This window comes from Desulfobaculum xiamenense (assembly GCF_011927665.1).
GTDB classification, from domain to species: domain Bacteria; phylum Desulfobacterota; class Desulfovibrionia; order Desulfovibrionales; family Desulfovibrionaceae; genus Desulfobaculum; species Desulfobaculum xiamenense.
Genome location: NZ_JAATJA010000001.1, coordinates 950,787 through 969,809, shown reverse-complemented (window position 1 = coordinate 969,809; position 19,023 = coordinate 950,787). Strand labels below are relative to the sequence as shown.

Below are 19,023 nucleotides of genomic sequence, written 5' to 3'. Positions count from 1 at the left end.
GTGGGATGCGGGCTAATCCGCAGGAACGTCGGCATTGGGCTGTGCGTCGGTGCAGGGCGGCAGGCACTCCGTTCTGTTGCGGCCCTTGGCCTTCGCTGCGTAGAGGGCGTGGTCCGCGCGGCTCATGAGCGCGTCGAGCGAGGAGTCCGCTTCGTCGAGTTCCGTGACGCCGAGGCTTATGGTGATCTCCAGTGGCTCCGGCGCGAGTGGAATTGAAAGCTCCTCGATGCGCTGGCGGTGTTGCTCCGCAGAGACGAACGCGCCGTGGAGCCCCGTTTCCGGAAGCAGGAGAATGAATTCCTCGCCACCCAGCCGTGCGAGAATGTCCGTTCGGCGGGCATGGCGCGCCAGCTCCGTTGCGATGGCCTTGAGCGCGCGGTCTCCTGCCTCGTGGCCGTGGGTATCGTTGATGTCCTTGAATCTGTCCACGTCGATCATGACGCAGGCAAGCGGCGTATCGTAGCGCTTGGCCTTGTCGAATTCGCGGCGGGCCAGTTCCATGAACATACGGCGATTGCGAAGCCCGGTCAGCGGGTCGACGGCGGCGAGCCGCGCTAGCTCGTGGCGTGTGCGTTCCATGAGCATCTGCCCTCGGATCAGCCAGGCCGTTACGAACAGGATGAACAGCGTCGCCACCGTGGCGATGACGATATGCATGCGGAGTTCCGTGCGCCACGGGGCGAGGATGCTTTCCTCGGTGAACGAGGCGTAGGCGATGAGCGGCGTGTCCGCGATGCGCGTGGCCGCGACGATGCGTGTGCGATCATCAAGCGAGGACGCGATGGTAAACGGGGTCTCGGGCAAGCCCTGACGGGCAAGGATGCGCATCTGCTCAATGCGGGCATTGGCATCCTTCGGAATGGTGGGAAGGCGGAACACGATGGTGCCGCTGTCGTCGACGAGGCCTAGGGTCAACTCGTTGGGGCGGGTGAGATTCGCGAACGCGGCCTCGAAATAGGCGATGGAAACCGTGGCCACGATGATGCTGTTGATGAGTCCGTCATTGTCGCGGATGGCAATGCTGGAGCCGAAGAACCACGTCGCGTCGCGTGTTCTGGACAGGTGCGGCGAGCCGACGAAGAAGCCCTGATGCCCCTTGGAGAGGTGCGCCGCGGCGTAGTCCCGGTCGCGGACTGCTGGCGGGGTGCCTTCCCCTGTCCAGAAGATGATCTTGCCGGTGCGGTCGAGGATGAGCAGATCGAGGATGTATGGGTTCGCTTCCTTGAGACGGAAGAGGAGCTGCTGGATGCTGCTCGGATAGCTCTTGTCTTTGGGAAGCAGCGTTTCCGTCGCGTCGTTCAGGCCTTGCAGGAGTTGGCGCAGGCCGAAGAGCGTCTTGCTCGTCTGGTTCGCGATGAGTCTCGATATGAGCGTGACGTCGTTGTTGGCGCGATCAATAAAGCCATGGCGGTTCGAAGCGGATATCTGGTAGAGCAGGGCGAGTGTCAACCCGAGTACGCTCAGGCAGACGAGGCCCGTTAGTATGATGTTTCGCGATGTTGCCCCCTGCACATTCAGCGTTTGCAGCTCGTTCGATGTGGGGTTGTCGTTCGTCACTGTGCACCGTTCCGTTCGAGGGGGTGAAGCCGGAATGCGTACGGCAGACCATGCAACCATTTCACACTGTATGTGTCTCGGGCTGCATTGTAAACCGCGCGGGAGGCTGTCAGCCCGGGAACAGAAGGGAGAGGGCGACGACGATGACCAGTGCGGGGAGTAGGTTGGAGAGGCGGATGCGCTTGATATCGAGCAGGGTGAGGCCGATGCCCAGAATGAGTATGCCGCCGGTGGCGGTGAGCTGGGCAATGACGGCCTCGGTGAGCCACGTGCTGAGGACGCCGGCGAACAGTGTGAGACTGTACTGGAAGATGAACAGCGGGATGACCGAGAACAGAACGCCGATGCCGTAGGTGGCGGTCAGGGCGATGGCCGCGAAGCCGTCGAGCATGGATTTTGTGAACAGCAGGGTGGGGTCCGCGCGCAGGCCCTCGTCGAATGCTCCGAGGATGGTCATGGAGCCGACGCAGAAGAGCAGGAAGGCTGTGATCAGGCCGTCGATGAACATTTCGTTACCGGAGCGCACGCGGGCCTTGAGGAAGGCTGCGGCGCGTTCCAGCTGGGTTTCCAGATGTGCAAGCTCGCCGATGATGCCGCCGAGGACCACGCTGAAGATGACCACCAGCGGATTTTGCATTTTCATGGACATGCCGATGCCGATGGCCAGCGTGCACAGGCCGAGGCCTTGAAAGACGATGGTGCGGATGCCGTCGGGCATTCTCGAACGCAGGAGAAGTCCGGCGGTGCCTCCGGCCAGAACGGCCGCGACGTTGACGATGGTCCCGGTTGGCATGATCATGCAAAAAGCAATAGTGCAAATGGTTTCGGCGAACAAGCGCATTCTGCGGCGTGGGAGAAGGTTCTTGACGAAATGCGCCTTGCCCCATAGGGAAGGTGCGGGGAGCACAAGCCGTGGCGCACGGCGCGGTGGCCCCCAATTTCGTATGGGCGTGTGGAGATGAAGAGCGGAAATCTGGTGAATTTGCAGAAGGCGCTGGCCATTGTCGAGGCCATTCGCCACGAGACGGGCGTGGATACCATGCCCTCGCAGCAGATTGCGGCCTTTTTGTATGTGGCGGCGTCCGGCGGATGCTCCATGGCGGCGTTGGCGGAATTCCTCGGCATGGCGCAGTCCACGGCGTCGCGCACGGTGACGACGCTTGGCCCTCGGCACGCCACCAACCGTGGACGCCCCGGCTACGACCTCATCGTGGCCGAGGAGGACCCGCGCGAACGCAGACGCAAGAACCTGCGCCTCACCCCGCGCGGCAAAGCTCTCGCCCTGCGCCTTTCGGCGATCATCGACGACGGCGATTCGGACGGTGAGTTCGCGCTTGACCGTCTGACATCGTTGATGTAAGACCCGTGCTCCCAGTCCGTCGGGACACTTGAGTTTTCGACGGTTTTCTGTTCTTTTCTTCCTGCATCATGTTCGAAACGGACATGACCACCAACATGGCCGGGTGGCGAAATTGGTATACGCGCCGGACTCAAAATCCGGTGCCCGCGAGGGCTTAAGGGTTCGACTCCCTTCCCGGCTACCACTGATATTACAAGGGTTTACAGCAACAAAACAGGTTGCCGTAGACCCTTTTGTTTTGCCCAAAATCAGGATTTGTCCCCCTATTGTCCCCCATTTGCGCGGTCGCATCAAGGCGGCGCGCTGAAGAGGGATCCTTCACTATTTGCAGTCCGTTTTCTTGCCGCGCCCCTGCGCGGCTCTTGGCGCGTTTGCCGCCGTTCCCCCCTTCCCCCTCTCTCAGAGAAGCACGCCAGATGGTCCTATGGGCCGGTTTCGCGGTTTCGTTGGGTACGGGTCCTTCCTAGAGCCTCCCCGGTACGGCGGTTGATTCCTGTCTTCTCGGCGAGCTGGGTCTGTGTCAGGCCCTCGCGGTAGCGTTTAAATGATAAATAATTGCTCTGAGTTGGAATTGGCAAATATGGCCGCAGGCGGAGAAAATAAAAAATATGGGTTGACAGTTTTTCGATGGGATTTTAGCGAACACGTATTGCTTGAATTCAAAATTTGTGCAAAAAAAATGCATAAAGTCATCTTTAGAGATTTGTGGGGGTGGATATGATAGTTGAATTCTCGGTTGAAAATTTTTGCTCCATCAAAGAGCGTCAAACATTGAGTATGGTTGCTGCAAATTTGAAAAAGTTTGAGGAGCATACGTTTGAGACTCCTGCGATGACACAAGATAAACTTTTAAAAGTTTCAGCTATTTATGGGCCAAATGCATCGGGAAAAACTACGTTAATCCGTGCCTTATCCTTGTTTCAGTCTCTTGTGTGTTTTTCGTTGCGCGATCAGGCAGAGGACGTGGTTGGGTCCTACCTCCCGTTTTCTTTGGATGAAGAGTGGGCTGGGAAGCCGACGTCCTTTCGTTTAGAGTTCGTTTCGAACGAAATGCGCTATGAATATTCTTTCTCATATTGCAAAGAGCGTGTGGTTTGTGAGGCTTTGTATTTTTATCCTTCTCGGAAAGCAAAGCTCTTTGAGCGGTCTGAAGATGGAACAATTACGTTTGGTAATTTAAGGGGAGATAAAAAAATAGTACAAAAGTCAACACGAAGTTACAATTTATTTTTATCTCGAGGCGCTGATGCTGGAAATGAACAGCTGTTAGAGGTGTTTGATTACATTAAGAACAAGATTGTTATCTTTGCGAATGCCAATATTCGGTTCCGCAGCGCAATGAAAAGTACAATAGGTTTGCTGAGGGATGATGTTGACAAACGGTATGAGACGCTAGTTGCCGGGCTACTGTCTGCTGCAGATGTAGGTGTGAAAAACGTCAGCCTAGAGACTCAAGATGTTGAGAAATTTAAGTTTTTAGAAAAACTGCCCGATGAAGTGCGTGAGATGGTAATCGAGAACGAGATGTATGTGCCGTACGGGCATCACGATGTTTACCGCGGAGATGAGGTGGTTGGTGAAAAAAGATTTGATTTGCGTTTCTTCGAATCTGCTGGGACATACAAAATTTTTGAACTTGCAAGTCCTGTCTTGAAAGCTTTGAGCGATGGCTTGGTTCTTGTTGTTGATGAATTGGATAATAGTATTCATACGTTGATTTCAGAGTATATTGTTGAGCTGTTTAATAAAAATGCGCATAATCAAAAAAACGCACAGCTTGTTTTTACGACACACGATGTCGCGCTGCTGACGCCGGAAAACTTTAGGCGCGATCAGGTGTGGTTTTGTAATAAGGACAGGAAGGGGGCGACCGCTATGTATTCATTGGTTGAATTTGAGTCTAGTGCGATTAGGAATGAGACTCGTTTTGATAAATGGTATCTGAATGGCCGTTTTGGTGCCGTGCCCATTTTGCAGAAAGAAAAGTTTGAAAAGTTTATCAAACATAAAGAAGAGGTAGGTTGTGGCGAGGCGTAAGATTGGAAAGCGTAAAACTAAAAAAAGAATTTTTTTGGTGTGCGGCGCTGAGAAGACAGAGCCGAAGTATTTAGAAGACTTGGTGAGAGATTTGTGCTTTCCAGGACGTATGGTTGAGGTGAAAGTTAGGAAAACGAGAAGGGGTGATCCTGTCAGCGTCGTTAAATATGCGATGAAAGTGCGAGAAGATAAACAGGATGATGTTTGGGTCGTCATTGATAAAGATAATTTTGATCAGTTTGATAAAGCTTTTGAGTTGGCAAAGAGAGAAAATATAAAGATAGTATTGTCTTCTGTGTGTTTTGAGTTGTGGATTCTTTTGCATTTTTGTAAAAATGTGCGAGTATATGACGCATGCCATGATATATGCTCCCTGCTACTGCGGGAGCATATTGCAGGATATGCAAAGGAAATGGATGGATTGTATCAATGCGTTAAGTCTCGAATGAAAGATGCTAAAGAAAATGCGCGGCATCTTCGTCGATATAATAATGATGTAAATGGTAGTAAACCTGTGTATGAATATGAATGTTATACAGACGTCGATATCCTTGTGGATGATTTGATGGATTACCGCGCGACGTTAATAAAATGATTTTGGGGTCATTGATTTCCAAAACAACATGATGCCCGGCAGGTTTTATCCTGTCGGGCATCATGTTGTTTTGGGCGAGAAAAGAATTCGCAGGCCTGTCGTTCGGATTGCCTCAGTAACAAGCGGTTGAGTTGAGGGCTGTGTGGATTAGCGCAGTTAGCCTTTGTGCGTTACAGCAACACCCGGTAATCCACCCCCAGCGCATCACTCAGCTTCTTGGCGTTGGCCTTGCCGATGGGGCGCTTGCCGTTTTCCATCTCCGAGATATGGCGGCGGTTGATTCCTGTCTTCTCGGCGAGCTGGGCCTGTGTCAGGCCCTCGCGGTAGCGAGCGCCGGAGAGGAGGGTGCCGGGGTGGCGATTCGGGAAGACCTCGTTCGGGGTGAGCGTGTCGGAGACGTGGCAGCCCATGCGCTCAAGGGTTGCCTTGGCGTGCGTGGTATCCACCCCCGCCGGGCAGACGACGTAAAATGCGGTCTGTTCAGTAGAGAGCTTTTTCGTGAGTGCCGACATATGTCACCTCCACCAGTTTGATTTATCCGTCCACTTCCTGCCACACCGCCACGTAGGTGGGGTTTCCCTTCTTGAGGTGGCCGTGGTGGGTGAGCCGGACCAGCTTGCCATAATTCGGCCAGTTTCCTCTGGTCGGTCCCGCTATCTCGATTTCCGTCACCAGAAGGGCCAAGGCGCTTTGAACGCGTTTGGGCTACTGTCTGATATTCCTCTTTGTCCGTTTCGGAATGACCACCGTCCATGTTATGCGCTACGCCGTCGTTGTTTCCTTGTTTGCGTACTAAAGAATGGTACAAAGTCAAGAGAGCAATTCTGCTTTCGGCGTGCGTGAAGCTGCAGGGCGAGCTTCGCAAGCAGCTGGAATTGGACTTCAGCATGAAGGCCCGCATCTACGATCTGCGGCAGGTGCAGGAATTCCAGACTGTGGTGCTGGAGGAGATCGGGAAGGCGGCACCGGAGGTGCAGCGGCGCATCACCGAGCGGCTGGTGGAGGTCAACGCGGCGAGAAGCGCCCTGGAGTTCAGGGCTGGCTGCGGCATGTGATCGTATGGTCTGGCGGCTCGGGGTTTGGCGAAACCGTGTTACGCGGTGGCGAAATTCTCCCGAAATAACAGGGCGCGCCGAGGAGCGCGGCGGTTGATGCGTACAACATGCCGAATCGCAAGGCGTATTGAGCAATCTCAAAGTTAACTGAATGACCATTATGAGACAATGAGCAGTCCCGGATAGCACGGCCGGGCGCTGATTTTCAGGCGGAATTCGCCGTGGCGCGAGGCGTGCGGACGGCGGAAAGGGCGATGGACGTGGGTAGGCGAGTGGGCAGGTGAGTGGGCGAAGAGGCAGGGCAGGTGTCCGGGCGAAGAGGCGGCGGCGAGGCAGCGGCGGGACGTGGGCAGGCGTGTGTGCGTGCGCGCGGGCGCAGAGGCGACCGGACGGCGACTGGGCGCAGGACGGCGACCCACCCCACCCGAGCGCGCCGGTACCCGCCGCGCCATCCCCCCGGGGGTGATTGTTCGGCGAGGGTGAGGGCCGCTCGGAATTTTTCCCCGGATTTTTCTGGCCATCCCGGACGCAATGCGGCGGAAGGGCCTGCAAACGAGAGTGCCGCCCGTAGGCGGGGGCGGCGAGGGGAGTGGCGATGCGCGGCGGATATGGCGGCAGCAGTCTGCTCGGGGAGTTCACCAGCCGTCTGCAGGAGGCGACGGGGCATCATGATTTCGGCACTCGGCCGGAGAGCGTGGGCCTGTGGGCCGAACGCGGCGGGATTCGGCTGGACCGGGGCCGGTTCACTTTCGAGCGGCACGAGTACCTGCGGGAGCCGTACTCGGATGCGCATCCCCGGCAGGTGGAGATGAAGTGCGCCCAGATGGGCAACAGCGTGAAGGCCATGCTGACCACGTTCTACTGCGCGCGGTTCATGCCCTTCGTCGGCATCCTGTACCTGTTTCCGTCCAAGTCCGGCGTGGGCGACTTCGTGCGTTCGCGCGTGAACCCGCTGGTGGAGGAGAATCCCGACGAGATCGGCGTCCGCATGCGTGACACCGACAGCGTGGGCCTCAAGCGCATGTGCGGGACGAACCTCATCTTCCGTGGCACCAAATCGCCCGAGGGCCTGCGCTCCGACCCCTGCGACATGGTGCTCTACGACGAGTACGATCTCATGCCCGCGGGCGTCGAGGAGGCCGCCAAGGGCCGCCTTGGCCATTCGGATTTCAAGTGGGAGCGCTATCTCTCGAACCCGACCATCCCGGACTACGGCATCGACCGGCTTTTTCAGCTCTCGGACCAGCGCCACTGGCTGGTCACGTGCCCGAAATGCGGCGGCGAGGCGTGCATGGAGGACCATCCGCTCGAGGAAATTCTGTGGGAGACGGGCGACGGCGTCATCCGTCTCTGCCCCGCATGCCGGGACGCGGCGCTGGACGTCACGCGGGGGCGATGGGTGGCGAAGTATCCGAGCGTCACGGAGCTTCGCGGCTACCATTATTCGCAGCTCTTCTCGTCCTTCGTGGATCCGGCGGACATCCTGCATGGCTATCGCACCACGAAGAAGCCAGGGGACTTTTACAACTACGTCCTCGGGCAGCCGTACATCGAGGCCGAGAATCGTCTGTCGCGCGAGCAGATTCTTGCGTTGTGCGGGACGCACGGGGTGGAGCCGTCGGACCGCGGACCGTGCGTGATGGGCGTGGATCAGGGGCGCACGCTGCACGTCGTCGTAGCGCGGCGTTTCCCGGCGAGCGTGGTTTACCTCGGGACCTGCGGCGACTGGGAGGAGTTGGATCGGCTCATGGTCAGCTTCAACGTGGCGTGCTGCGTGGTGGACGCGCAGCCGGAGATGCGTCCGGCCCGCGCCTTTGCCCAGCGGCATCCGGGCAAGGTGTTCTGCTGCTTCTACTCGGAGCAGCAACGCGGCGGGTACGCGTGGAATGAGGGCAAGCAGGTGGTGACGGTCAATCGGACCGAAAGCCTCGACGACTCGCAGCATGTGTTGCTGGAGGGGACCGTGGCGCTGCCGCGGGTGTGCGGGGTGGTGGAGACCTTTGCCGCGCACTGCAACAATCTCGCGAAGAAGCTGGAGGAGCGCGAGGACGGGAGCAGGCGCTACGTCTACGTCAAGCTCTCGCCCGAGGACCATTTCCGCCACGCCATGAACTACATGACCGTGGCCATGCGGCGTTGCGAGGGAAGCTATTATGGCGACTGCGACATGGGGTGAGCGATGCGGCACATGACGCGCAGGGAATCGGCCATGACCGGCGTGTTCTTCGAAGGGGCGGACGGTCGGCGCTATCGGCGGGTGGCGGGCGGTCTGGCGTGGCCCGGACGCGGCAGGCCGGGGTTTCTCGTGGTGGTGGGCGAGGACCTGCACGAGGACGCGGACTTTGGCGTGCGGCACCTGCATCGTCTGGCGGAGAGTGCGCAGTGGCAGGGCGAATCCTTCATGCATCCGGAGCCGCTGCTTCGCTGTGCGCTCGAATTGTCGCGGCAGTGGCTTGTGCCCGTCTGGCATGCTCCACAGTCGATCTTCGAGCGCACAGCGCTTCGCGAGTTGAACGCGCAGCTGGAGCGCGACCGGGGCGCGCGGGTGCGGGTTGTCGCGCCGCCGCACTATTACGACGGCAACGCGCTCGTGCTCTACAACGCCATGGTCCGAAAGCGCGTGGCCACCCAGAAGACGCTCCATTTCGGCGAAAGCCTCATCCCGAATGACCTCGCGACGTTTCCGCCGGACCTCTCCGGAGTGGATTTCGACGACCACCCCCCGGCGGCCGCACTCTTCTGCGCCGTCGCCGCCCTCGACCTCACCCACCCCAGACCAGCAATCCGGCGCGGCAGGTCCGCAGGCCCGGCAGACGCAGTTGGAGGGTACTGATGCAGCAGCCGAGAATGATCTGCGGAAAACGCGAACTCATGAAGTTCTTCGGCATCGGCGAAAAGAAGCTCATGCGCTGGATCCGCGAATACAACTGCCCCGCCTACCCCGACGAACAGGGCCGCTACCGCGCGTGGAGCGGGGATTTGGCGAGCTGGTATCGTTTAACATTTCAAAGGCGGTGAATTGGGAGTGCGTGGGTATCACCTTTGAGAAATTTATGGCCTTTGGTGCTTTTGTGCATTTGTGTCGATAGTGAGTTGTAATTGTGGGGTGCTCTGATTGGTTGCATTAAGCGCGCTCGTTAGATATCTGTTTGTCGTTTTTTGTTTCGATAAGCTACTAAGCGGCATGGAGAAGGCGTAATGAGCGATCAGTTTGGCATGCTTTGTTCGGTTTTAGTGATCACCATTGGATTGCTTGTATTCTTTATTGGTGAGAGGAAAAGATTGAACAAAGCTTTGAAAGAGGCAGAGCAAAAAGTTTCTGTAATATTTGATGAATTGAATTTGGTAAAAAATGAATTAATTGTAAAATCTGAACAGGCATTGGTAGATTGCGAAGAGTTAAAAATCCTACGTAAATATAAGGGGATACTAAGCGCAGAAGCTGAATCTTTGCGCATTAAACGAGAAGCACAGGATGTTTTGAGAGAAGCGAAGGAAAAGTCTTTAAGAATGGTGCAAGAGATTGAATCTGATAAGCAAAAGATTTTATTAGGTGCGAAAGAAGAAGCGGAGCAATCGCGCAATATTTGTCGATCACAACTTGATGATGCGAAAAAACAGATTCAAACCATGCGAAGAGACGCAGAGGTAGATAAAAATAGAATTTTATCAGATGCAGCCGACGAGGCAAAACGGCTACGGGATAAAGGGCAAGGGCAGTTGGATCAGGCTAGGAAAAATGCGCGTCGAATCAATCAAGACGTTGCACTCAAGAAAAAAGAACTACTTGCGGAAACTAGAGCAGAAACGAAGAGATTGCGTGAGGTAGAACAGATACGTCTGGAGCAGGCAGCTGAAACTGCGCGTCGCATCGTCGCCGAGGCCAAAGACGAGGCTGAACGTATAGCAGGAGATGCATACAAGGCGAAAGGCAAGGCCGAAATGTATGCGAAGACTGTGCAGGCCATGCGCAATATGATTAATGGTTATGGCGACGAATACCTTGTGCCGAACCGGAGTGTGCTCGATATCCTTGCTGATGAGTTTGAGTATAAGCAGGCCGGAGAAGAACTGAAGAAAGCACGCAAGCATACACGGGAAATGATTAAACAGGGGCTTGCCGCTACATGTGAGTATGTAGAAAAATATAAGAGAGAAACCGCAATTAGGTTCGTGCTTGATGCCTTTAACGGTAGGGTGGATACTGCACTTTCAAAAGTTCGGCATGATAATCTTGGTAAGCTTAAGCAAGAAATTTTAGACGCATTTAATTTGGTCAACCGCACAGGGGAAGCCTTTCGAAATGCGCGCATTGAACCTCAATATCTTAAAGCGCGCCTTGATGAATTGCGTTGGGCAGTGACGACGCAAGAACTTAAGCTTGAAGCGAATGAAGAGCAACGTCGTATCAACGAAATAATGCGTGAAGAAGAGAAAGCACGACAAGAATATGAAAAAGCAAAGAAGGAGGCAGAGAAAGAAGAAAAAAGTATCATTGGCAAGATGATGAAGACGCAAAAGGCACTCGAACAAGCGAACGAAGAGCAGCGTGAGGTGTTTGAGCAACAGCTGCAAGAGTTGCAGGAAAAGTTGGCAGAGGCGGAAGCCAAGAATGCTCGGGCACTTTCCATGGCTCAACAGACACGGTGTGGTCATGTCTATGTTATCTCGAATATTGGTTCATTCGGTGAAGATATATACAAAATCGGAATGACACGTCGTCTTGAACCTCTTGATCGTGTGCGCGAGCTTGGTGATGCCAGTGTTCCATTCCCATTTGATGTTCACGCCATGCTGTTCAGCGATGATGCTCCGGCACTTGAAAATGCTTTGCACCATGTATTCAAAGCTGAACAGATCAATCTTGTTAATAATCGAAAGGAATTTTTCAAGGTTGGGATAACTCAGATACGAAAGGCTGTTGAGCGGATGGGCGTAGAAGCCCATTGGACTATGCATGCTGAGGCGTCGCAGTATAAAGAATCAGAGGTGTTGCGCAAGGCTTCCTTAAATCCAGAGGAGGTTATCTCGGCAGCATAATCCATTTGTATCAACATTGTTGCGTATTATGGGGCGATCAAATAGAGATACTCGTCAATGTGACCTGATAGGTTATTAGGGTTACTCGGTTAGTCCTCGGACAGATATCCCCCCTTGCGCCTGAAGCGATTATCCGTCATAATCGCTTCAAAATATGAAGCGATTGGAGTGGGGAATGCCTCGGTATATCTGGGAACAGGATGGATGGCCTGATTTGACGTGGGATTCCGGGCAGTTGCTTGGGCCGCTTTCCGAGTGCCGAAGGCGGCAGGGGCGGTTGCAGGCTCGGTTTGAGAGTTCGGGACTGGCGGAGGATCTCAAGGCGCAGGCCGAGACGCTCGAAGAGGACGCCGTTCAGACGGCGGCGATCGAAGGGGAGCGGCTCGACCGGGAAATGGTCCGTTCTTCCGTGGCGACGCATCTGGGATTGGAGCAGGGCGGTCTGCGGCCTGCGGATCGGGCTACGGACGGACTGGTGCAGGTCCTGCTGGACGCGACCAGAAACCACGGCGAACCGCTGACGGCGGAGCGTATCTGCTCTTGGCACGCGGCGTTGTTTCCGACGGGTCAGTCGGGGCTTGGGCGCATCGTGGTCGGGGCGTGGCGACAGGAGCGCATGGAAGTTGTGTCCGGACCGATCAATCGGCCTCGGGTGCATTATGTCGCGCCGCCACCGGAAGCGCTTGAAGCCGAGATGGCATCATTCATTGCGTGGTGGAACGGCAGCAGGACGACCTTGGACGGGGTTCTCCGTGCGGGGCTGGCGCATCTGCGGTTCGTGACCATTCATCCCTTTGATGACGGAAACGGGCGCATCGCCCGTACGCTCACAGACATGGCTCTCGCGCAGGACGAGAATCGCCCATTCAGGCATTACAGCCTTTCCGCGCAGATCATGAGCTGTCGCAAGGACTACTACGAAGTCCTCGAACGGACGCAGAAGAGCGGGTGCGACGTCACCGCGTGGCTTCTCTGGTTCGTCGAACAGGTCGGTTCATCCGTGGACAACGCCGAGCGGACGATGGAGCGGGTTCTGCTCAAGGCCGAGTTCTGGCGTCGGCACGTTTCGACGCCGATGTCGGACCGTCAACGCAAGGTCGTCAACAGGCTGCTGGATGCAGGCCCCGGCGGATTCGAGGGCGGACTCACCAACCGCAAGTACGGCGGCATGACCAAGACCTCGCGGGCAACCGCGTACAGGGAAATTGCCGATCTGGTCGAGAAGGGCGTCCTTGCGCCGCGTGAAGCCGGAGGCCGGAGTGTCGCCTATGATCTGGTGTGGTAACCCCATCGCCGAGAGGCGGTGAGGATTCGCTTCGTCTAGCCGCTGAGTTCGGCATTCCCCCTTTCCCTCCTTTTTTCCCCATTTCCACCTCCCCCACCTAGCCGGTGCGCGTTCTGCGTTCCGGTTGCGATTCCTGAACCATGTCAAGCCCCTATCTGCGCATTCCAGCGTTCTCTGGCGGTCTTCGTCGATAGCCCCCTGAAAACTCCGTGCTAGAAGTCTGGCTGAATGGTCGGCCCGGCTTTTCGCGTGCCGTTGGTGCGTGGGCGGGGTGCGGGGAAAGCTGGCCGGGCTGTACAAGATTCGTCCGCAGGTCGTCCGATTGCGACAGGCCAACGATGTCGAGGTCGCCGCGCACGAGATTGCCCACCACATTCAGGAGCAGGGGCTTATGCCCCTGCCGTCGGTCATGCCGGAGGAGGTGCGGCGGTTGGCCTATGCCGGGGCCACGGATCTAGACAGCGAGGGTTTCGCGGAATTCGTGCGGTTGTGGATCACGAATGAGGCCATGGTGCGGGAGGCCGCTCCGAATTTCTGTCCGCTGTTCGAGCGTAGCCTTGCCGAGCGTCCGGAGCTGATGGATTTGCTCTCGCGCGTTCGGCAGCAGTGGGAGGAATGGCTGGCGCAACCGGACGTGGCAAAGGTCCTGTCCCTTATCGATCATGACGGCGGCAGGCGACGGCGCTGGTTCCCGACGTTCAACGACATCTATACGCAGGTGGTGGACGAGCTGCGTCCGTTCAAGGTGCTGGCCGACATGGCGGCCGAGCGTCGGGGCGGCAGCCTCGCTGCGGAGCGCAATCCGTACCTTCTGGCATGGGCGCTGCGCGGCTGGGTGGGCAAGGCGGAGCATTTCCTCAAGTGGGGCACGTTTCGCATCGGCAGTGAGGGCTACGAGGTGACGGGACCGTCCCTGCGCGAAATCCTGTTGCCCATCGAGCGTCAGGGCCTGCGCCGCCAGTTGGACGCATTTCTCGTGGCCAGACGCGCCCGCACGGATTCTCGGGTGTCCGGCGGATTCAGGAGCATCGTCCCGCAGGAGGTCTGGGGGAATGTCGTCGAGGAAATCGGTGCCGCGCATCCGGACGTGGTCACCGCCGCAGATCAGCTTGGCGGGTACTGCGACGCGCTGTTGGAACTGCTGGTGGACAGCGGGCGAATTTCCGTGGAGAGCGCGGATTTCATCCGTCGAAACAACCTCTTCTATACGCCGCTGCACCGCGTGGTGGAGCACGAGACGCCATCCGCGGCTGGCACATCGCGTCGGCGTTTCGGGAACCTTTTTTCGCCGGTGAAGCGGCTGCGCGGAAGTTCGCGCGACATCATCCCGCCCACGGAATCCATCCTTCGCAACACCTACGCCTTCATGAACGTCGCCGAGCGCAATCGCGTCGGGACCGCTCTCATCGAACTGACGCGCGTGGAAGGGCTTGGTGGCATGATCGAGGCCAAGCCGCTGCATCTGAAGGTCAACCGCGTCACCACCCGCGAGGCGCTGGACCAGCTGGTGCAGATGCTTTCGGGCATGGGCGGGAAGCTCGGGGATTATGCGGAGGTCGTCGCGTCGCTCGTGGCGGACGTGGCGACCGTGGACCGGGTGCTCACCATCGTGACCGACCCCGCCTTCCTGCGCGAGGAAGGCCTGCCGGGGGTGGAGGCAGTGCTGAAGAAGAACGGCCTGCGTGTCGAGGATCTTCAGCGTCTGGCGACTTTCTTTCAGACTTTCCGGCCGGATTTCCACCGCACGGGGCCGGGCGAGGTCCTCTTCTACCACCGGGGGCGCCCATACCTTGTGGAGCTTGATTCGACGCTTTACCGCGCCGTGCAGGGGCTGAATCCCGAAGCGCCGAGCCTGCTCCTGCGGATTCTCTCGCTTCCTGCGTCCATCCTGCGCGCCGGGGCGACGCTCGCGCCGGAGTTCGCGCTACGCAATCCCGGGCGCGACACCTTCGAGGCCTTCCTCAATTCCGACGAACTGCACGTTCCGTATTTTTCCATGATGCGCGGGTTGTTTCACGTCCTGCGGCGCGACGAGGCCTACAAGCGCTTCTACGCCAGCGGCGGGGCGCACGGGGCGCTTGTATCGCTGGATCGGGATTATCTTTCCAGAAATCTGGAAGACCTGCTGGCCGAGCGGTCGCGCCGGGTGGGGCGTCTGGTCCGGCATCCGCTGGATGTGCTGCGCGCGTTTTCCGAGGCCACGGAGGAGGCGACGCGCGTTGCCGATTTCGAGGCGCGGACCCGGCGCGATCCGAGCGGGGCAGGGCACCTGAAGGCGGCCATCGCTGCGAGGGATCTGACCATCGATTTCTCGCGCGGTGGGGCGAAGACGCTGGCCATGAACATGCTGGTGGCGTTCTGGCGCGCGACGGTGGGCGGTACGGACCGGATGGTGCGGGCCATGCGCTCGAATCCGAAACGCTACGCCGCGCGGGCGTTCATGGGCATCACCCTGCCGAGCATTCTGCTCTGGCTCGCGCAGAAGGACGACCCGGTCTATCAGGAACTCAAGGCGTGGCGGCGGATTCTGTTCTGGAACGTCGTGGTGCGGCCGCAGGGCGCGAAGCCCTATGTGCTGAGCCTACCCAAGCCGCACGCGCCGGGGATTCTGTTCGGGAGTTTCCCGGAAATGGTGCTGGACTGGATGGATCGGGACGATCCTGAGGGGCTGGCCGAGGCTGGCAGGGCGTTTCTGGAAAGCATGTGGCCGGGCATCATGCCCACGGGGTTGACGCCGTTCGTGGAGTGGTGGGCCGGGCGGAACTGGTTTTTCGACCGCCCGACGGTGCCGCGCGGCAAGGAGGAACTGGAGCCGGTGCTGCAGTACGGTGCGCACACGCCGGAGACGCTGAAGCTACTGGCGAGGGCCATGCACGAGGTGCCGGGCCTGCGCGAGATAGGCTCTCCGGCCAAGCTGGACAATCTGGTACGCTCGCTCACGGGCGGGCTGGGGCGGCTGACGCTGGAGGGGCTGGATGCGCTACTTGAGGCGTCCGGCGTGGCGGACATCCCGCCCGAGCCGCGCCGCAGCTGGCAGGACATCCCCGGAATCCGAGGGCTGGTGCGTGAGTTTCCGGCGTCGGGATCGCGGTCGATGGAGGTCTTTTATCGGCATTACAACCAGCGGAGGCGAACGATCGAAAGCGCCAAACAGCGCGCCGGGCTATGCGGAAGCGGCGTGCGGGTGGCGATGCCCGCCGACCTGCAGACCATGGACAGGGCCGCGCGAGCCTTGACGCTCCTGCGGCGCATGGCGTGGCGCATCGAGGAGGACCGGAGCGCGTCGCCCGAGGCGAAGCGTGAGGCGCTCGACGCCATCCATATCCAGATGATCAACATCGCCCGCGAGGGCATCGGCAAGCCGCCGATCAGGGAGAATGCCCATGGGACGCAGGATAATACGCCCAACCCTTCCCCTCGACTTCGGCCCCGGAGTCCCGAGGGAGAAACGCCTTGAACTCTGGATGCGCGACCACGGCCTGACCTTTAAGGACATCGCCGCCCAACTCGGCGTCCATCACACTTGGCCCGGCAAGGTCCTCGTCGCCAAAACGGAAAAGCTGACGCCGGAACGACGGCGTCAGCTCGTGGAAATCGTGGGACTGCCGGAGGAGTTGGTGTGAGGGGGGCCTAGTAGCTCACGTTTAGCTTGCCTCATAACTTTGCAGTAGTAGCGGCTTTGCGTGTGCGATGTCTTCTTCGTTGCGGATAGTTATTTCCATTGAGCCGGTTCCGAAATGCCCGATTTTGCTTACGTCACGAAGGAAACCGGGTTGTTCAGGATGCGCCTCTGGGACAAGGTTGACGTAGACAAGGAGACATTTTTTTTGCGGGCGAAGTTCCACGCAGGCGAAATTTTTGATGCGAGTGAAAGCGAAGTAGAATTTGAGCGTGCGGGATTGTATGTCGTCGCCAATGCTGAGGAGATAGCTCTCAAGTGCAGAGTAGAGTGCTTGTAATTCGGGTGTGGACTCTTCGAGAATTTGTGTCACATGTTTGTAGATGTGCTTTTTCCCACTCGAGGCTTCATCGTGGCTCTTGCCGGTCGATATGTATTCTGATGGTGATGCAGTAGTCGCATTTACCATTTCAAGCAGTAAGAAGCCTTCATGATAATGGCGGTAGCGGATGAGCTCGATGTTTCTGTTGATCTGTTCAACTGCGTGTTCGTCATAGCGCGTGAAATCTCGAGCGATGCATATGAGTCGAGGTGAAGACCATTCAATGCCTTCGGCTTTATCTTTGCTAAGATTCCGGTGAACCAGAAGTTCAAATTCCGCCTTATGATCCATAAGCCAATCGAGATAGAATAAACCCTGATTTATTACATTCTCGTTCATGCTTCGTTTGTATTCTATGATGACGGGACATCCGTTTTCATCAATTCCGAGCGAGTCGATGCGCCCGCGCGTCTTGAGTCCTGTTGAGTACTCCGTTGCAAGAAAAAATATGCCTAGAAACGTCACCATGTTGCGTTCAATGATGGTTTGAAGACGCTTTTCTATGTCCACACTTCGTGCTTCTAAGGCTGTTGCTGTCTGATCGCTGACTTGAAAAAGTTTAATATCGCTCATGGAATGAACCTGTATGTTGATAATGGATTTGTACGGTTCAATTGTCTTTTTTATTTTTGGATGACACTATACATTCGTGTATGCAATGGAATAAATGACGATTCTTAAGGTGCAAACTTGTGCGTTAGGTAAAGGCGGTCAACACCGGTAATAGATCTGATAGAAAACAGACAAAACAAAGTGGATGGTTGTGCTTAAGCTTCCGTCGTGTTTTGAATCTGTTGGCGAATGAAAAAGTTTGTACATCCAAATGCGGCATTATGACCCATGGCGATGCAGCTATGACGATTTGGATCCTGGAGTTGACTCTTATTTTGTTTCGCTTGGTGAAAGCTTCCATTCACGATTATTCTTGTCGGCAGGCTGCAAAATGCCTTTGTTACGCAGCTGCTGTCCGGCCCACCGAACGTCATATTGCCAAGTATAAAACAGGTTTCCGGACGATTGGAGTTCATTTTTGTGATTGTCCCAGATATACTTACAGATATCTAAGATAAAAGCCTTTCTGTTCAGAGCTTCTAAAGCTTCGATAATGAGTTTTTGTAAATCGTGTCGAGTCATGGCGCATCTCTTGTAATATGCCAATTTTATGAAGTATTTTGATTATAGAATATGCGCCGAATGTATGCCAGTCAATCTTTTAGATTATGACGAATCCAGTGATCCTGCCACACAAAAGTGAAACACCAGTTGAACCACTATCCTGACAAGCAAACAGGAGCAGTGGATGAGCAGGAATCGCAGGACGTACGATGCGGAGTTCAAGCGGAATGCCGTTCGGATGGTCGAGGAATCGGGACGGGCGGTAGCTCGGATTGCGCTGCCAGACCTATCGCCGATTCGTCGTGACGACGGACTCGAAACATGCCGACCAGATTGCTCCCAAACTGCTCAATCGAGAATTCACAGTATCCGCCCCCAACACCGCTTGGGTCACAGATATCACCTATCTCAAGGTCGGCCGGAAAAGGCATTATCTCACGGTTTTCATCGACCTGTTCTCGCGCATTATCGTTGGGTGGGATTTGAGCGATTCGCTCGAAAGACATTCGGCCATAAGGGCTTTTCACAAGGCCCTTGCGCGAAGGAAGCCGTCACCCGGCCTTCTGGTCTACAGTGACAGGGGAATTCAGTTCGCCAGCTACGATTTTCGAGCGGAACTGAAACGGCATGGCTGCGTCCAGAGCATGAGCCGTAAAGGGAATTGCTGGGACAACGCCGTGGCAGAATCGTTCTTCCACACTCTCAAGACCCAATTCATCCTACATCGGCGGTTTTCAGGCCGTCTTGAGGCGGAACTGGCGCTGTTTTAATAAATCGAGGCCTACTACAACCGAAGGCGGAGACATTCCTCAAATGGCTGGATGTCCCTGCCGAATTCGAGAAACAACACGTTATGAAGGAAGTGGCTTAACTGGTGGTCCACTTTTGTGTGGCAGGATCAGGATATCAAGCCGACAATGAGGTATATTCATCTCCTGCCAGATGCCGGCGGGAAAGCCGCCGCAATAATTGTAGCA

17 protein-coding genes, 1 tRNA gene and 1 pseudogene are annotated in these 19,023 nt (G+C 56.7%); 13 read left to right on the top strand and 6 right to left on the bottom strand.

Annotation, left to right across the window (positions count from 1 at the left end; all coding sequences use genetic code 11):
• Positions 1–12: 12 nt before the first annotated feature.
• Together GGQ74_RS16465 and GGQ74_RS04405 are read right to left on the bottom strand one after the other, a co-directional pair.
• Positions 13–1,557, bottom strand: coding sequence for a diguanylate cyclase (locus GGQ74_RS16465; RefSeq protein WP_167940305.1), 1,545 nt, complete (start codon positions 1,555–1,557; stop codon positions 13–15).
• A gap of 109 nt (positions 1,558–1,666) precedes the next feature.
• Positions 1,667–2,356, bottom strand: coding sequence for a DUF554 domain-containing protein (locus tag GGQ74_RS04405; protein WP_167940304.1), 690 nt, complete (start codon positions 2,354–2,356; stop codon positions 1,667–1,669).
• Positions 2,357–2,533: 177 nt separating this feature from the next.
• On the opposite strand from GGQ74_RS04405, the gene GGQ74_RS04400 reads away from it, so the two are divergent.
• The 4 genes from GGQ74_RS04400 (at position 2,534) to GGQ74_RS04385 (ending at position 5,549) form a co-directional block, all read left to right on the top strand.
• Positions 2,534–2,917, top strand: coding sequence for a MarR family winged helix-turn-helix transcriptional regulator (locus tag GGQ74_RS04400; protein WP_167940303.1), 384 nt, complete (start codon positions 2,534–2,536; stop codon positions 2,915–2,917).
• Positions 2,918–3,014: 97 nt separating this feature from the next.
• Positions 3,015–3,101: transfer RNA gene (locus GGQ74_RS04395), tRNA-Leu, on the top strand.
• A gap of 533 nt (positions 3,102–3,634) precedes the next feature.
• Positions 3,635–4,954: an AAA family ATPase gene (locus GGQ74_RS04390; RefSeq protein WP_167940302.1), complete on the top strand. Its 1,320-nt coding sequence runs from the start codon at positions 3,635–3,637 to the stop codon at positions 4,952–4,954.
• Positions 4,941–5,549, top strand: a complete 609-nt coding sequence (locus tag GGQ74_RS04385; protein ID WP_167940301.1) for an RloB domain-containing protein — start codon at positions 4,941–4,943, stop codon at positions 5,547–5,549. The genes GGQ74_RS04390 and GGQ74_RS04385 overlap by 14 nt, the downstream gene beginning before the upstream one ends.
• Before the next feature lie 170 nt (positions 5,550–5,719).
• Here the strand turns inward: GGQ74_RS04385 and GGQ74_RS04380 are convergent, their stop codons facing one another.
• Together GGQ74_RS04380 and GGQ74_RS04375 are read right to left on the bottom strand one after the other, a co-directional pair.
• Positions 5,720–6,061, bottom strand: coding sequence for a helix-turn-helix domain-containing protein (locus GGQ74_RS04380; protein ID WP_167940300.1), 342 nt, complete (start codon positions 6,059–6,061; stop codon positions 5,720–5,722).
• A gap of 22 nt (positions 6,062–6,083) precedes the next feature.
• Complete coding sequence (locus GGQ74_RS04375) at positions 6,084–6,233, bottom strand: hypothetical protein (RefSeq protein ID WP_209280067.1); 150 nt, start codon at positions 6,231–6,233, stop codon at positions 6,084–6,086.
• Between the two features lie 155 nt (positions 6,234–6,388).
• Here GGQ74_RS04375 and GGQ74_RS04370 point away from each other — a divergent pair, with 155 nt between their 5' ends.
• From GGQ74_RS04370 to GGQ74_RS16230, 8 genes are all read left to right on the top strand, one after another.
• Positions 6,389–6,604, top strand: coding sequence for a hypothetical protein (locus tag GGQ74_RS04370; protein ID WP_167940299.1), 216 nt, complete (start codon positions 6,389–6,391; stop codon positions 6,602–6,604).
• Between the two features lie 595 nt (positions 6,605–7,199).
• Positions 7,200–8,780, top strand: a complete 1,581-nt coding sequence (locus GGQ74_RS04365) for a phage terminase large subunit family protein (protein WP_209280066.1) — start codon at positions 7,200–7,202, stop codon at positions 8,778–8,780.
• A gap of 12 nt (positions 8,781–8,792) precedes the next feature.
• A complete protein-coding gene (locus GGQ74_RS04360) occupies positions 8,793–9,437 on the top strand; it encodes a hypothetical protein (RefSeq protein ID WP_167940298.1) in 645 nt (214 codons plus the stop codon).
• Complete coding sequence (locus GGQ74_RS04355) at positions 9,437–9,622, top strand: hypothetical protein (RefSeq protein ID WP_167940297.1); 186 nt, start codon at positions 9,437–9,439, stop codon at positions 9,620–9,622. Before GGQ74_RS04360 ends, GGQ74_RS04355 begins: the two co-directional genes overlap by 1 nt.
• A 180-nt stretch (positions 9,623–9,802) precedes the next feature.
• Complete coding sequence (locus tag GGQ74_RS04350; RefSeq protein ID WP_209280065.1) at positions 9,803–11,644, top strand: SNIPE associated domain-containing protein; 1,842 nt, start codon at positions 9,803–9,805, stop codon at positions 11,642–11,644.
• A gap of 175 nt (positions 11,645–11,819) precedes the next feature.
• Positions 11,820–12,929, top strand: coding sequence for a Fic family protein (locus GGQ74_RS04345; protein WP_167940296.1), 1,110 nt, complete (start codon positions 11,820–11,822; stop codon positions 12,927–12,929).
• A 271-nt stretch (positions 12,930–13,200) separates the two neighbouring features.
• Positions 13,201–16,386: an LPD38 domain-containing protein gene (locus GGQ74_RS16460; RefSeq protein ID WP_167940295.1), complete on the top strand. Its 3,186-nt coding sequence runs from the start codon at positions 13,201–13,203 to the stop codon at positions 16,384–16,386.
• A gap of 7 nt (positions 16,387–16,393) precedes the next feature.
• Positions 16,394–16,552, top strand: a complete 159-nt coding sequence (locus GGQ74_RS16230) for a hypothetical protein (protein WP_245168118.1) — start codon at positions 16,394–16,396, stop codon at positions 16,550–16,552.
• Between the two features lie 21 nt (positions 16,553–16,573).
• Here GGQ74_RS16230 and GGQ74_RS04330 read toward each other — a convergent pair whose 3' ends face one another.
• Both GGQ74_RS04330 and GGQ74_RS04325 read right to left on the bottom strand, forming a co-directional pair.
• Positions 16,574–17,503: a DUF5655 domain-containing protein gene (locus GGQ74_RS04330; protein WP_167940293.1), complete on the bottom strand. Its 930-nt coding sequence runs from the start codon at positions 17,501–17,503 to the stop codon at positions 16,574–16,576.
• Positions 17,504–17,812: 309 nt separating this feature from the next.
• The gene (locus GGQ74_RS04325; protein ID WP_167940292.1) at positions 17,813–18,064 is read right to left on the bottom strand and encodes a hypothetical protein; all 252 of its coding nucleotides are present in this window, start codon (positions 18,062–18,064) and stop codon (positions 17,813–17,815) included.
• A gap of 248 nt (positions 18,065–18,312) precedes the next feature.
• On the opposite strand from GGQ74_RS04325, the pseudogene GGQ74_RS04320 reads away from it, so the two are divergent.
• A pseudogene (locus tag GGQ74_RS04320) lies at positions 18,313–18,813 on the top strand (IS3 family transposase); the annotation flags it as partial.
• Positions 18,814–19,023 lie beyond the last annotated feature (210 nt).